The sequence below is a fragment of the Breznakiella homolactica genome, from assembly GCF_016616095.2.
Lineage (GTDB): Bacteria > Spirochaetota > Spirochaetia > Treponematales > Breznakiellaceae > Breznakiella > Breznakiella homolactica.
Genome location: NZ_CP067089.2, coordinates 4,536,248 through 4,551,870, shown reverse-complemented (window position 1 = coordinate 4,551,870; position 15,623 = coordinate 4,536,248). Strand labels below are relative to the sequence as shown.

Here is a 15,623-nt window from a genome sequence, read left to right as displayed (position 1 = left end):
CTTAAAGCAATAATCTTCCATACAAAACAGTATGGTACTGATCATCATCAGGTTTCCGACAAAGAATACCGCGGAAGGTAAACCCATCAGCGGCGGGGCAATTTTATGAGATATTTCTATTGATATTTGCCGGAAGATACCAATGAATCAGGAAAAAGCAACCCGCCCAGCGGCGGCGGCCCGATTCCCTTTGGGAAACTGAGAGTCGCCGCCGGGAGGGCCTTACACTGTCCCGGAATCTCCTTTCTGCCCTTTGGGCCGGTCTTTGGTGGCTTCGAACGCGGAAGCGATGATATCGTTTTTCGCGGCCGCCACGGCGTTGGGGTGAATCGCGGAAATCGGTTCGGTGCCGGTACCGGCGCCGGTTATTACGGAAACATGCCCCGACGGATACTGTGAAAGGGTCTCAGCGAAGGGGTCGAAGATGCGTTCGAAATTGTCGATGAGCCAGGCTTTGCGGGCTTCCCCCTGGGCGTCACCAACGGTTTTCAGGGTTACTTCCATCTGCTCGAGTTCCGCCCGGGCAACTTCCTGCCAGCCGGACACCGAGGCCTTGGCTTCCAGGATTGTCCGTTCCTTAACGGCCAGGGCAGGGGTCACGATTTCCGCCTGGTACCGGTTCCGGAGGAGTTCAATATTCTGCTTCTCCGCTTCGAGTTCCGCGGTAACCCCGGAAACCCGGGCTTTCGCGTTGGCGCTTTCCTGCTCAACCCCTACCCGCTGGCGCTGGGTCTCCTGGGCAAGCTTGACCCGGACCTCGGCCTTGAGCCGCTCCAGTTCGTTCTTCAGATTCTTAACTTCCGTTTCCGCCCGGCGGGCTTCCGCCTGCTCGGCGCTGGCGGCCCGGGCTTCGGCTTCGGCGGCCCGGGCTTTTGTCTCGGCGTTGGCCGACTGGATGCGTTTGAGCAGGGCGATATACATCTCCGGCTCCTCAACCCCAGGCAGCCGGTGGTCGTCCACATCGGCGATATTCATGGTGGTAATTTCCAGACCGATATTTTCAAGGTCGCTTTTACAGACATCGATCATCTTGGCTACCAGGGTGTCCTTGTCCTTCATGACCTGCTCCGGGGTCATGCTCGCGATGGAATCCCGGAGGTGGCCTTCAATAATATCCCCGGCTATCTTCGCGAGGTTTTCTCGGTCCGCCGCGAGATCCAGAATCCGCGTTACGGCGTAGCTCCGGCCCGCCTCATTGCTGGCAATGGCGAAGGAGACCGTGGCTTTGACATTGAGGGGAACAATCCCCGCGGCGATGGCGGAGTCCACCACCACTTCGATGGTGATTGGGGTTAAGTCAAATTTGCTGAACCGCTGCACGATGGGAACGATAAACGCCCGTCCGCCGGAAAAGGTCCTGAAGCCTTTTGTTTTTCCGGCGCCGGAAATAACACCCAGTTCGTTCCCGCCCACGAGTTTCATGTTGGTAATAAGCTGAATAAGTATGGTTACGGCCACCAGACCGCCGAGCACCACGGCGAATACAATCATTTCGAACCTCCTTCGGAACGGGGCATGGCCAGGGAACGGACATCTATGCCGAAGGCGTCGGCAAATATTTTAAGGAAATCCGCGAACGACCGGGGCCCCCGGTTGACCGCGCCGGAAAACCCTTCCTCCGAATCCATGACAATGTAACTGTCCACCGAAGCGGCGTCCGTGGCGGCCATGTATTTTTCAAAGAGCAGGGGCAGTTTCTGCTGGAGGAACATGATACTGGCCCCCTCGTCGCCGTACCGGGACAGGAGTTCGGTTTTCGCCTTGAGTATTTCGTTCCGCGCGGAAAGCTGGATTTCCGCGGCTTTCCGTTCGCCCTCGGCGAGGATCCGGGCTTCTTCTTCCCGGGCTCCCGCTTCCAGGGTGACGGCGGTGAGGTTTTTCAGTTTCTGGAGTTCCACCAGCATGGCCTGGACCGACGCTTCTCCGCTGTTGCCCGATTCGGCGATGGCCTGGTCCGCCTTAAACGCGGCCTCGCTGATAAGCCCCGACGATTCCCGGCGGTAGACTTCGAGTTCCTGACGGACCGCGATAATGGCTTCATCAGCCTTGTTTCGGGCCACTTCGATACGCTTGCGGGCGTCGCTTTCCGCCTGGTCCGCGATAGCCCGGAGCCTCGATTCCTCGATTTCAACCTGGCGCCGTTTTTCCGCCAGGGTCTTCTGGGCCAGGTTGGCGATGTAGTTTGAAGTATCCCATATTTTCTGGAGCGAGACCGAAACGACCTTCATACCGAAGGACCGGAGGTCGGAATTGATATCCGCCAGCAGTTCCGCCCGGAACTGAGCCCGCTCCCCCATGGAATCGTCGTCCCCGCTTTCACCCACATCTTCCATACCGATGGCCTGGAGGGGCGTGGCTTTGTTCAGGGCACCCCGGAAGTTGCCCACCAGGGTCTGCTGGATCTGGTCGTGTATCTGCTGGATATCCTTGCCCATAAGCCGTTCCACGGCGCTGTACAGCATCGCCTCGTCGTCATCATCGATACAGACGCAGGCCGTGGCATCCGCCCCGACGGTTATCCCGTTGGCGCTGTTCACCCCTTCCACCCGGACATTGATGGGAAACACATCAAGATCAAGGAAACCCACGGATTGGAAATACGGGACCACGACAGTTCTGCCGCGGTTTACGGAAAAACCGAATTCCCGGCCGTGGCGTTTCGTCTTGCGTCCGGTAACCACCATGATCCGGTCCGGCAGGGAGACCCTGATGGTGGATTTCAAAATACCGATAAGCAGCAGGAACGCCACCAGGCCGAGACCGCCGTAGACGACTCCATGCAGAATATTGACTGTATTCATGTATTGCCTCCTTTTGATTCAATATATTCCTGATCCGGGCTTTCGACCCAATAGGAGCTGTCATCGTAATCAACAATCCGTACGGAGGATCCCCGGGGAAAACTCCGGGAGGCATCCTTTGAACGGATGTAAATTTCAGTTTCCTTTCCGAACTGGCGGACCACCGCCTTGCCGGTTTTTCCCGGAAGCACCGGGACGGTAACCTCGGCTTTTTCCATAAGGAATTCCGAAGGTTTTATTGATGAATCGAGATCCCTGCGGATAAGTTTCCGCAGAAGTTTTGCCAGCACCGCCACCGCGAGTCCCGCCGCGCCGCCCCAGACAAGGCTTTCTGCCGAAGTATGGCCCGTGAGAAGCGCGAAAAGTCCTGTGGGTCCCGCGCCAAGGGCAAAATACACCAAAAACCGGAGGATCCCCATGATCCGGGTCACGGCTTTTACACCGGTATCCCCCGGGGCAATATAGGAACCGTGATGGGAGTCCGAGGTTGTATCCTGGGAGTGGTCGCCGCCGGAATGGTCAGCGGCATCATGCCCGTCACCATCGGATGAATCCCCGTCACTGTCATGGCCGTCACCGCCGTAGTCATCGGATCCTTGTGATCCGTCAGCTCCGTCTGAACCGCCGCCGACGTGATCCAGAATTCCGATAAAGTCGACCACCGTAACACCCAGCCCGAATACCGAAAGCGCCACGTATACAATAAAGAGGGTTTCCATACGTGTTTTACTATCTCCTATTAAACGGTATATTACAAGAGAATTTTCCGGGCATCTCCAGTATGCGTACCGTCGGCACAGAAGTATAGAGATACCGGGTCCGGGGGTCCTGCTTTAGATCTGAGACGACATGACCGGGAAGCATCTATACCTAACGGTAGGTAGGATTTATTAAAGAAAACTATTATTGAGATGGGTGAATTATGGGGGAAAACCGGTAAAGCAGACCCCAGGGATCCGAAGTGGGGGTAGCGTAAGACTTACCGCTAAAAGCGGCAAGTCTTTTAGGAGTTTTGCTCCGCAAAACTCCACAAATAGTGCGGCAAGGCTGGAGCGAGGGGGAGCAGCCCTCTTTTCAGGGCAGCACCGAGCCGGTTAAGCCGGAAAGCACCCGGCCATGATGGTACTCACCGGGTGCTTTCCGGCTTGCCAGACTCGCTGCTCCCCCATTTCTTGACAAAGGCTTCCCCGCATCGGATAGTAAAACCATGACAGTGCCAGGTATTTTCCATCCGTTAATCGAAAAATGGTTCCGTGAAACCTACGGTTCCCCTACTCCCGTACAGGCCGAAGCCTGGCCGCTTATTCACGAGGGGAAACACGTCCTTGCCCTGGCGCCCACGGGAAGCGGAAAAACCCTGACCGCGTTTCTGGTGGCCCTTTCCCGGCTTATCTCCGGAGAATATCCGCCGGGTGAACTGTCGGTGCTGTATGTATCTCCCCTTAAAGCCCTCAACGAGGATATCAAACGCAATCTTCTTGACCCTCTCACGGGACTCCGGTCCCGGTTTGAAAAAGAAGGAGTCCCCTTCCCGGATATAACGGTCCAGACCCGTTCCGGGGATACCCCCCAGTCGGAGCGGCGGCGCTTTCTTTCCCACCCTCCGTCGATCCTGGCCCTGACCCCGGAAAGCCTCAACATCCTCCTGCTCAGCCCCAAGGGCCGCCTGGTTCTTTCCGCGGTGCGGTACGTTATTCTTGATGAAATCCACGCGGTCCTCGGCAACAAGCGGGGGAGTTTTCTTTCGTGCCAGATAGACCGGCTCCGCCTGGAGGCCGGGGAATTCCAGCGGGTGGCTCTTTCCGCAACGGTGGACCCACCCGAGGAAGCCGCCGCTTTCGCGGGAGGATTCCGGGAAGTGGCCATTGTGGCGCCCCCTGCGGAAAAGAAAATAGACCTGACCGTGGAGTATCCCACGGCGGCTATTGAAATTCCCGTGCACGGATACGACCGGAAAAACGAACGCCAGCGGAAAACCGACCGCTACGGGGCGCGGTATACCGTGCTGGTGGATATCATCAGCGAACGGATCAGGGAAAATAAGACCACCCTGGTATTTACCGACTCCCGTCGGAGGGCCGAGCGCATTGCCTTTCTGCTGAACGAACGGGCGGAAACCACCGTGGCTTTTGCCCATCACGGATCACTTTCCCGGGAGGTCCGCCGCAGTGTGGAGCAGCGTCTCGCCGACGGGGAACTGCCCTGCGTGGTGGCCACCGGTTCCCTGGAACTGGGGATCGATATCGGCAGTGTGGATGAGGTGATCCTCGCGGGAACTCCCGGCAGCTCCGCCGCGGCGCTGCAGCGGATCGGCCGGGCCGGCCACGGGGTCGGCATGGTGAGTCGGGGCCGGATCATTCCCTTCCACGGCATGGATCTGCTCTGCGCGGCGGCACTTTCCGGCGCGGTGGAAAGCCGGGAAATCGAAAAAGCCAAAACCATCGAGAATCCCCTGGACATCCTGGCCCAGACTATTCTTGCCCTGGTATCCGAAAAAGAACGCAATATAGATGAACTCTATGAACTGCTGCGGGAATTCTATTCATTTAAAACCCTTTCCCGGCAGTCCTATGACCGGGTCGTCCAGATGCTTGCCGGACGCTACGCAACGACACGCCTAAGGGATCTCAAACCGCGGCTGTTTTTCGATGCCCAGACCGGAACCATCCGGACCGCCGACGGAACCCTCCTGCTACTGTATTCCTCCGGCGGGGTTATTCCCAACCGGGGCAGTTACTCCATGCGGATTTCGGGGGGCACGAAAATCGGGGAACTGGACGAAGAATTCGTCTGGGAACGGAGAACCGGCGATACCTTTTCCTTCGGGACCCGTTCCTGGAGCATAGCATCCATCGGACCGGAAGCCGTGGAGGTGGTGCCCCTGGAACGGCCGGCGGACTTTGTGCCCTTCTGGAGGGCCGAGGCGGTTTACCGCAGCCCCGTATTGGTCCGCCGTATCCTGGCAATTCTCGATAAAAGCAATGAAAACATGTTCCCCGGGGATGAGCTGAAGAAAAAAGGTTTTACCGAAGGGGCCGCCGGGAGCCTCAGGGACTTTATTGAGGCCCAGAAACAAGCCCAGCAGGGGCGTATGCTGCCGGGAACGTATTCCATTCCGATAGAGATTATCGATGATCCGGTAAACCGGGGGGATTCCCTTTCAATAATCATCCACGCATTCCGCGGCGGCGCGGTCCACTATCCGCTGGCCATGGCTCTGGCGGAAAAACTCGAAGAGGAGCTGCAGCTCCGGGTGGAAACAATACCGGATGACAATTCCATACTCATCGTACTGCCCCGGACTTTTGAGGAAAGCCCCGAGGATTACCTCCGGGAGGCCCTCCGCGGCCTCGGTGAAAACGACCAGGGCAGGGATTACTTCAGCCGGCGGCTGGAATCCTCCGGGGTTTTCGGCGCGGCCTTCCGTGAAGCGGCGGAGCGGTCCCTGCTGCTTCCCAAGGCGGGTTTCGGGAAGCGGACGCCCCTCTGGGTCATGCGCCAGCGGGCCCGGCGGCTGTTTGAGGTGGTTTCCGGATACGGTGATTTTCCTGCCATTGCCGAAGCGTGGCGGAGCTGTCTCTGCGATCAGTTCGATCTGCCGGGGTTTGATGAGCTGATCCAGGATATCCGGGACGGAACCGTAAAGCTGCAGTTTTTCAGGACCCAGGAACCGACACCCTTTTCCCGGGACATGATCTGGAAAGAAACCAACCGGTTCCTGTACGATACCGACGAAAAGCCCGAACACCGGGGCAGTTCCCTGGGGGACCGGGTTATCGAAGAAGCCCTTGGAGACGCCAAAGCCCGGCCGGCGCTCGCCGCCGCCCTGGTGTCGGATTTTACCGCCCGGCTCAAACGGGAACTCCCCGGGTGGGCCCCGGAGGACATACCGGGCCTCACCGAATGGGCAAAGGAACGGCTGGCTATTCCCCTGGATGAATGGGAACGGCTCATGGCGGTTTCTCCGGAAGAAGTGCAAACCGCCTGGGAGCGGGATCATACCTTAGGCGGAATGCTCAGGATACTGCAGCGCGGCAATGCTGAAATCCCGTCGGTGGTGCACCGGGAATGGGAGAAAACCTGGCAGGACGAAGCCCTTACCCAGCTCGGCCCCTGGCTCCGGTACCAGGGGCCCCTGGACCTTGCCCGTATTGCCGGGATCTTCGGCGTTTCCCCGGGTGAAGCCGACGACGCGGTGGATGCCCTGGCCGAGGAAGGGGAAGTCGTCCGGCACGTGGCGGTCTCCGGGGAGGCAGCGGAAAATGATCTTATCTCGGACCGGGATAACCTGGAACTGCTCCTCAGGCTTTCACGGAAAAAAGCCCGCCCTCAGATCCGGGAACGGCCGCCCTCGCTGATTGCCCCGTTCCTGGCCATCCGCCAGGGCATTGCCGCCCAGAGGCAGAAACCCTGGGAAACCCTTGCCTGCTATACTGCTCCGGTAAAACTCTGGGAAAGCGAACTGCTCCCCGCCCGGGATTCCTCCTACCGTCCGGAAACCCTGGAAGCGGAACTGGGCGGCGGAGAACTTCTCTGGTACGGACAGGGCAGGGAAAAAGCCGGTTTCTGCCTTCCCGAGGATCTCGATCTGGTTCTTCCCGAAAGAATTCCGCCGGGTCCGCCCTTCTTTTCCTTGCTGAACAGCTGGGACAGACCCAAGGATTTCTGGGAGCTGAAGGATGCGCTTGGCCTTGATTCGGCGGCGGCTATCAGGGCATTATGGAAGGAAGTGTGGTCCGGCAGGCTTTCGTCGGATTCATGGGAAGCCCTGCGCCGGGGAATCGAAAACGGATTCAATCCCCGGGAAAGCGCCGACCTTCTGCCGGAAGCCCCCGCAGGAGGCCGGCCGCGGCGGGTCCCTCGGGCCCTCAGGGACCGGTGGCGTTCGGGATCTCCCCTGCCCGGCAGGTGGTATCCTCTGGCAGCGGAACAGGATGAAGGATTCGACCCGCTGGAGACGGAAGAACTGGACCGCGACCGGGTACGCCTGCTCGTCCGGCGCTGGGGCGTACTCTGCCGGCCGTTCCTGGAACGTGAAACCGGAGGGCCCCTTGGCTGGGGCCGGCTTCTTCCGGCTATGCGGCGGCTGGAGCTGGCGGGAGAACTGGTGGCGGGCCGGTTTTTCAGCGGGATTACGTCCCTCCAGTTCGCCGCGCCGTCAATCGCTGAGGATCTGGATAAAGCCGATTCCGAAGAAGGAATATACTGGATGAACGCCGCCGATCCCGCAAGCCCCGCGGGTCTGGGTATTGAGGGATCCGATCCGCGGCTGCCGCCGCGGCTGGCTTCTACACGGCTCTGTTTCCGGGGGTCCGCGCTGGCAGCCGTATCCTACCGAAGCGGGAGAGAACTGGAGCTGTTCTTTTCTCCCGATGACCCCAAGGCTGCGGAAATCCTGTCCTTCACCGCGGCGTACAAAACCCGGGCGGTCCATCCCGAACGAAAAGTGGTGACCGAAACCATCAACGGCAAAGGTGCTGCGGCCAGCGAATTCGCTCCGATTCTGAAGCTCCTGGGTTTCGAACAGGACCGGGGAAAACTCGTTCTCTGGTGATTACGGACTGAACCGCCCGCGGGCGGCTAAACCGGTCTTCAAAAAAAGGGCCGCGGCGGTAAACCGCGCGGCCCGGATTTTATTGTATCCCGCTGGAATTTATTTTATTTCATATAGGCCATTACGGTATATTTTCCCGTACTGTAATCCTGATATCCTATATAGGGTGTATTATCATGAACCCTGACCGTGGTATATACGGCGGACTGGGATGAGCAGTTGTTTTCACCAACCAGGACCCACTCTGATCCGTTGTACGCCGAAACAGCGGCGGAGTTTCCGTTGTCAAAGTCGCAGATAGCTACGTAGGGCGTTCCGTTGGCAACGGCCAGGGAAATATAATCGGCCTTGCCGAAGGAACAGCCGATACTGCCCACCTGGTTCCAGCTGCCGCCGCTATATTTCATTACCACCGCTTTTTCGCCGCGGTCATAGTCCTGGTACGCTACGTAGGGCGTTCCGTTGTCGACATACAGCGAAACGTTTTTATCGTATCCGTTGGAACAGGCTGTGCCCACGGTTTCCCATGACGCTCCGGTGTATTTTTTTACAACCACTCCCGAGCTTTCCTGGTTGAGGAAGGCTACATAGGGGATACCATTGTCTATGTACAATGAAGCGTACCAGCCCCATCCGTCGGAAATTGAACCGCCCACATCGGACCAGGACCCGTTCTGGTATTTTTTTACCTTAACAGCGTAGGTTTCGGCATCGGTATAAGAAACATAGGGAGTTCCCTGGTGGTTGACCAGATTAATATCGACCCCCCATCCGAAAGAACTCGTATCGCCCACATCCGCCCATACACCGTTTTCGTAACGCTTAACCCTGGTGGCGTTTTCGCTGTCAAGATACGCGATATACGGCACATCGTTGTAAATATCCACGGAAATATCCTGGCTGTATCCAAGGGCGTCTCCGGAATTGCTCAGGGTCACCCAGTCGGAACCGGTATATTTTTTTACCGTCAGATTGTCCTCATCCGCTTTGTTGTTAAACGCCATATACGGCGTCCCCCCGCTGCAGATTGCCAGCATGCTGCGGCTGCTGTTGGCCACCGGGAACGACAAGGTGCTGCCCACCAGCTGCCAGGACCGTGTTCCGTCGTTCAGCCCGGAATCCCCCCCAGACCCGGAACCGTTTTCAGAATCGGTATTGTCCTCTGATCCGGAACCATTTCCCGTCCCGGTGCCGCTCCCTGATCCGGTACTGCCGTCAGACTTGGGCAGATCCGCCAAGACATCGGACCCGCCGGAAGCAGAACTCGATGAAGAGGGATTGCTGCAGGCGATAATAATAAAGACGAGCACTATCGCCGCCGATATTATTGTTACATGAAATGTTTTTTTCAAAAATTATTCTCCTTTTTTAATTACACCGCGTTTCAGCCGCCTGGATGAAGCCAAAGAACCGCCGTGCCCATGACCTGGCAGAAATGGACACGGCGGACGCACAAACCGGTATCATCCGGACAGCTAAAACCACTATTCCAGCGGAATACAATTAATTACCAAAATATTCACCGTTCGGCGTTTAGTATTTGATCCGGAAAAACCGCTGTACGGCCGTATCAAAACGCCTGCCTCCTTATCAGTTTGAACTATCCCTGAGGGGTCAAAGAAAAACCAACCCCGGAGGTTTAAACAAACATTCCGGCATTATAGTATCGGTACCCACGGTTATAAAATATTAATTTATTAGTAAATTTGGAGATATTTTACATATTTGTCATATCAAAAAAGTAACAATGAAGAATCAAGGATATTTTCCTCACAGGGAAAAATACGGGGATCTATGAATTACGGGTGGTGAAAAGAGTACAGATGAACCGGTTTTTACCGGCCCCGGGGAACATTCCGGAGGTCGGCAGTGTCACCGGGAATTATTTCCGCCCGGGTAAACCACCCCTGGGGAACTTCCAGGGCATACCGGGCGGAGCGGGTCGATTTAACGGGAATAGTGCTTTCCGGTTCCATATCGTGAATTTCCAGGATACGGCCGTCGGAAGCGATAAAGGCAATGGAAAGGGGGATCAGGGTATTCTTCATCCAGAATGAAAGCATCTGGTCCTGGCTGAACACAAAAAGCATACCCGCGCCGTCGGCAAGTTCCCTGCGGTGCATGAGCCCCTGGGCCCGCTGTTCGTCGCTTACGGCGATTTCAGCGTCGATTGTAACCGAAGAACCGTTATCCCGGGTAATCGTGAGGGGCTGCTTGTCAAACTGCACGCCCTGACTCCCGCCCATGGGAAACAGGGATTGCCCGGGCAGAAGGACAGCCCAGCACAGACACAGCAGTATCCGGGTATGACCCGTGGTTCCGCGGAAAAACCGCCTTCCGGGCGGGCTAAAAACCATCGAGAAATTCCTGGCGCAGGTATACTTCTCCGGATTCCCGGACCGAAGATTCCTCAATGATATCATTAAACACCGGCATATCGATGTATTTTACGGTCAACGGGCGTTCTATGGAAACCCTTGTGGTTCCCGAAACCCACACAGCCTGTTTGGGGTCCAGCTGCTCCGGCTCCCCGTATTTCTGCGTAAAGGCGGTAAATACCGAATAATGGTCAATAAGATTCGGGTCCAGGGTAAAGGCCATAATAAACACCGCCCCGTCCCGGAGCTGAAAATAAGCCCGGCGGATAAAGGAGAATCCCACGGTGTCGATCAGGGTCTGTTCGCGGTTGGGCAGAAACGATACGTCCCGGTCGCCCCGGAAATGGAAGTAACTGTCCCGGGTAAGGGCGTCCTTGAGGGCGTCCAGGTCCATACCGAGGCTGATCCCCCTGAAGCTGCGGGGAAGTTCCCGGTTTTCACTGTCCCGGCCGTTTTCGGGCGCCGGAGAGAATACCGTTCCGGTACTGTTTTCCTGGGCGGCCCCTCCGGCCTGGCCGTATACGGCGGCGGCAAGCAGAATACAGCCCATCGCCAGAAACAGCCGTTTAAGTCCGGTTCCGCTGATATGATTCTCCATATATTATTTATCGACACCGGGAAGGCAAAAATCAAGGCACAGCCCCCGCAAAGACACGGAGGGACCGGATCTGTACGTCCGTTCCCGGCTCTGCCGCGGCGGAACTACGACCAGACCGTGGATTCCCGGCGGGCTTTTTCGATTTTCTGCATTTTCCGGTAATATTCGCTCTGTTTCGCGATTTCCGAAATATCCGCGAGGTTTATTTTCTCTCCCACAACCCGGATTTTCGAGTTTTCCAGGAGCTTTCGGAGTACCAGGGTACCGTCGCCCTGGGGAAGTCCGACCATGTTGACCAGTTCTTTGGGGCCGAAGTCAAAGGTATAACCCGCGTGGGAAAGGGTATCCACCCGGTTCTTTTCAAGCTGGATAAGCAGCGCGTCGTACATTCTGCCCAGAGGATCGGTAATCAGGGTATTGGCGAGCTGCTTGTAAATAAACCAGATCCGTTCGGACAAAAGCTGGGTGAGCCGGGCAATAATCTGCGGCTGGGTCCCGACCATGCGCTCGAAATTGGCCCGGTTTACCGCGAGAACCATGGTATCCTCATAGGCCACGGCGCTGGCGGAACGGGGTTTCGATTCCAGGAGGGCCATTTCCCCGAAAATATCCCCGGTTTTGAGAACCGCCAGGAGCACTTCGTTATTGTCCACGATTTTGGTAATTTTTACCGACCCTTTCTGGATGATGTACAGCTCATCCCCGGGCTCCCCCTCGGAAAAAAGCATGGAATCCTTGGGATAGGTCCGGTTGAATTCATCGGCGCCGTGTTTGAGTTTGACCGCGCTGGCGTAGGGCGCTATCTTCATCATCCGCTCCCGGGCCAGGTTTACGTTCTGGCCCTGGGGGCAGTATTTGACATATTGGTGGTACGCGTAATAGGCCTGGTTGTACTGGCTCTGCTTCGCGTAATATTCCGCTACTTTGAACAGATGGGACGGGTCGTTTTCCGCGGTATTTTTGAGGGTCAGCCGTGTAAGGGCTTCATCGAGATACCGCATCCGCCGTGAGAACTGGAGAATAATCTTCATCGCCACGGGGGTGTTATTCTGTATAAGCTGACCGTACTGATCCTTGGCAACGGAAATCAAGGTTACATCGGTGATGGCCTGGGCGGTTTCGATGTGGCTGTGCATGGACATAGTGGAAACGACGCCGAAAAAATCGCCGGGACCGAGGATGTTGCCGCCTTCTTCCTCAACAACTTCGACTTCTTTCGATATACGGACTTTACCCTGGCGGATAATAAAAAAACGGTCGGCATTCTGCTTGCCTTCAACCACTATATATGAGTCTTTCTTAAAATTAACAAACGTGAGCTGCAGCTGACCGGCCATCCCCATCCCCAATCCGGAAAATTCCTCTTAAAAGTATAGGGACCCTTTCCGGGCTTTGTCAACGGTTAATGGGGGAGCACAGGCTCTTTAAATCCGGAAAGCACCCGTGTTTTCCGGCGCCGCGGGTTCTGCGCCCCCGGCGTAACCATTACGGCCCGGGTACTTTCCGGCTTAACCGGCTGGGTGCTGCCCGGTCGCGCGGGCTGCTCCCCCTGCTTCCAGCCTCCTCACGGCAAAACCTTCGGTTTTTTCGCTCCGGGGGCTTCCATCACCCCCACTCCTGGTTCCCGCGTGTGCGGTCGGTATATGTCCGAATCTGTGACTCCATAATATACCTACCGTTAGGTATATTTCTATTTCCCGGCGAATACCGTATCGCCGGAACCGATCACCCCGAAACATCCGCCATACCCGGCACCCCTTCCCGGGGCAGAGCGTCTGCCTTATCCGGGGAACAGCGGCACAGAAGCATGGTTATTTACAAGGCAGCCGCTATCCCCAATCTCCCACAAAAAGAATTTCCGGCTCCAGGATAAATCCCGCTGCGGCGGCTGTTTTTTCCCGGATTTCCTCCACCAACCCCCGGATATCCGCGGCGGTGGCGCCGCCGGTATTGATGATAAAATTTCCGTGCCAGGGGGCGACCTGGGCGCCGCCCCGGCGGAGCCCCTTGAGTCCCAGTTCATCCACTATTTTACCCGTGGGTTTTCCGAAATCCCGGTTGTTCTTGAACGCCGATCCCGCCGACGGAAACCGGTACTGCCCCTTGGACTCCCGGTCAGCCCGCCGGGCGGCGGCGGTTTCCCGGAGCAATTCTCCGGACTGTTTTTCCAGGGCGAACCGCGCCGAAAGGATGACGGTATCCATCCGCTGGAAGGGGCTCAATTTATAGGCAAAATCACCGGGATTGGCCGTAACCCACCGGGGAAGGTAATCGCCGCCGAGAATTTCAGTTTCCGTGAGAATATCCGATACGGATTTTTCGTAGCACCGGGCGTTCATCCAGACCGCCCCGCCAATGGAACCGGGCATTCCCGCGAGGAATTCCAGTCCGCCAAGGTTTTTTCCCGCGGTTTCTTCCGCCGCGGCGTCCGCCGGGGTTCCGGAAAGAATTCTGACTCCCCTGTCATCGTAAGAACAGCCGGTCCACGCCCCGGTATCCAGTACAATGCCGCGGATTCCCCGGTCGGATACCACGATATTGGCCCCGCCGCCGAGGATAAACACGGGAACTCCCGCGTCTCTGGCAGCCCTGAGCAGGCATCCGGTGTATTCCGGAAAGCCATCCCTCCCCGGGCGGATCCAGAGATCCGCCAGCCCGCCGACTTTAAAGGTCGTATGCCGGGCCATGGGTTCATCAAATGAAAGTTCTCCGGTAAAAGGGTATTCTATATTGATTTTTTCGGTTAATTTACGTAGGTTTACCATATCCGTTATAATTGTATCAGGTTCTGACCGGAGGTTCCATGGCGCTGACACTATACAACACCTTAGGGCGGGAATTGCAGGAATTCATTCCCCGTACATCGGGGAAGGCCGGATTTTACGGCTGCGGTCCCACGGTGTACAACTACGCGCACATAGGCAACCTCAGGGCGTACGTTACCCACGATATCCTGGTCAGGACCCTCCGGCGGCTCGGATACACCGTGGACCATGTGATGAATGTCACCGACGTGGGCCACCTTACCGGGGATGACGACAGCGGCGACGACAAGATGGTAAAAACCGCCGAGGAACGGGGGAAAAGCGTCCTGGAAATCGCGGATTTCTACACCCAGGCGTTTTTTAACGATACCGATCGGCTTAATATATTGAAGCCTACCACGGTTGCCCGGGCGACCGAGCATATCAATGAAATGATCGAACTGATCAGGAAAATCGAAGCCAACGGTTTCACCTACTCCTCCGGCGGAAACCTATACTTCGATATCGCGAAATTCCCCGCCTACGGAGAGCTCGCCCAGCTTAAGCTGGATGAACAGAAAGCCGGAGCCCGCACCGAGGTTGACGAAAACAAACGCAATCCCCAGGACTTTGTCCTTTGGTTTACGAAAAGCAAATTTGAAAATCAGGCGCTGGTGTGGGACAGCCCCTGGGGACGGGGATATCCCGGATGGCATATTGAATGCTCCGCCATGAGCATAAAATACCTGGGAGAACAGTTTGATATCCACGCCGGCGGCATCGACCATATTCCCATTCACCATACCAATGAGATCGCCCAGAGCGAGGCCGCCACGGGCAAACACCCCTGGGTAAAGTACTGGGTTCATAATGAATTCCTGGTCATGGACAAAGGGAAGATGTCGAAATCTTCCGGGGGCTTTTTGACGCTGCAGACCCTGGTGGACGCGGGATACGATCCCCTGGACTACCGGTATTTCCTCATGGGCGCCCATTACCGGAGCCAGGTCCAGTTTTCCTACGACGCCCTGGAGGGCGCCCGGAATGCCCGGCGTTCCCTGAACGACCGCATCAGAACCCTGGCCGACAAAGCCGGGGCTCTTCCGGATTTTCCCGGAAACGGGGATATAAAAAACAATCTGGGAGAAAAAGCCCGGACCTATCTTGAGAATTTCAGCAAAGCCATGGAAGACGACCTTTCGACCCCACGGGCATTAGCGGAACTCTGGGGCGTACTCCGGGACAGCACGGTACCGCCGGAGGAAGCTCTGGCGGCGGCTTTTGATATGGACCGCATCCTGGCCCTGGACATCGAAAAAACCGCGGCGGACCACCGGGATAAGCCCGGCGAAGACCAGGAATTTATCAGCGAAATAGAGGCGCTCATCGCCGAACGGGCCGGGGCGAAAAAGGCAAAGGATTTTGCCGCGGCGGACCGTATCCGGGATGAACTAAAGGCCCGGGGCATTATTCTGGAGGATGGTCCCCAGGGAACTACCTGGAAACGCGGATAACCGCATCCGGGAATAATACTTGTGTATATTATTG

General features: G+C 56.8%; 10 protein-coding genes. 2 read left to right on the top strand and 8 right to left on the bottom strand.

Features of this window, described 5'->3' with window-relative positions:
- Positions 1-222: 222 nt before the first annotated feature.
- From JFL75_RS20380 to JFL75_RS20370, 3 genes are read right to left on the bottom strand one after another with little or no spacing between them, the layout of a single operon-like run.
- Positions 223-1,491 carry an SPFH domain-containing protein gene (locus tag JFL75_RS20380; RefSeq protein WP_215628502.1) on the bottom strand — a complete coding sequence of 423 codons (1,269 nt, stop codon included), beginning with the start codon at positions 1,489-1,491 and terminating at the stop codon, positions 223-225.
- Positions 1,488-2,801, bottom strand: a complete 1,314-nt coding sequence (locus tag JFL75_RS20375; RefSeq protein WP_215628501.1) for an SPFH domain-containing protein — start codon at positions 2,799-2,801, stop codon at positions 1,488-1,490. Before JFL75_RS20375 ends, JFL75_RS20380 begins: the two co-directional genes overlap by 4 nt.
- A complete protein-coding gene (locus JFL75_RS20370) occupies positions 2,798-3,520 on the bottom strand; it encodes a hypothetical protein (protein ID WP_215628500.1) in 723 nt (240 codons plus the stop codon). Before JFL75_RS20370 ends, JFL75_RS20375 begins: the two co-directional genes overlap by 4 nt.
- 488 nt (positions 3,521-4,008) lie before the next feature.
- Between JFL75_RS20370 and JFL75_RS20365 the strand changes: the two genes are divergently transcribed.
- Complete coding sequence (locus tag JFL75_RS20365; RefSeq protein ID WP_215628499.1) at positions 4,009-8,355, top strand: DEAD/DEAH box helicase; 4,347 nt, start codon at positions 4,009-4,011, stop codon at positions 8,353-8,355.
- Positions 8,356-8,459: 104 nt separating this feature from the next.
- Here the strand turns inward: JFL75_RS20365 and JFL75_RS20360 are convergent, their stop codons facing one another.
- From JFL75_RS20360 to murB, 5 genes are all read right to left on the bottom strand, one after another.
- Positions 8,460-9,707, bottom strand: a complete 1,248-nt coding sequence (locus tag JFL75_RS20360; RefSeq protein ID WP_215628498.1) for a hypothetical protein — start codon at positions 9,705-9,707, stop codon at positions 8,460-8,462.
- 483 nt (positions 9,708-10,190) lie between these two features.
- Positions 10,191-10,712 (bottom strand): DUF192 domain-containing protein, encoded by a 522-nt coding sequence (locus JFL75_RS20355; protein WP_223292718.1) that lies wholly within the window; start codon positions 10,710-10,712, stop codon positions 10,191-10,193.
- Positions 10,702-11,331 carry a hypothetical protein gene (locus tag JFL75_RS20350; RefSeq protein WP_215628497.1) on the bottom strand — a complete coding sequence of 210 codons (630 nt, stop codon included), beginning with the start codon at positions 11,329-11,331 and terminating at the stop codon, positions 10,702-10,704. The genes JFL75_RS20355 and JFL75_RS20350 overlap by 11 nt, the downstream gene beginning before the upstream one ends.
- Before the next feature lie 104 nt (positions 11,332-11,435).
- A complete protein-coding gene (locus JFL75_RS20345) occupies positions 11,436-12,668 on the bottom strand; it encodes a Crp/Fnr family transcriptional regulator (RefSeq protein WP_215628496.1) in 1,233 nt (410 codons plus the stop codon).
- 492 nt (positions 12,669-13,160) lie between these two features.
- Positions 13,161-14,096: a UDP-N-acetylmuramate dehydrogenase gene (gene murB / locus JFL75_RS20340; RefSeq protein ID WP_223292717.1), complete on the bottom strand. Its 936-nt coding sequence runs from the start codon at positions 14,094-14,096 to the stop codon at positions 13,161-13,163.
- Positions 14,097-14,134: 38 nt separating this feature from the next.
- Between murB and cysS the strand changes: the two genes are divergently transcribed.
- Positions 14,135-15,589, top strand: coding sequence for a cysteine--tRNA ligase (gene cysS, locus JFL75_RS20335; protein ID WP_215628495.1), 1,455 nt, complete (start codon positions 14,135-14,137; stop codon positions 15,587-15,589).
- Positions 15,590-15,623: the final 34 nt, after the last annotated feature.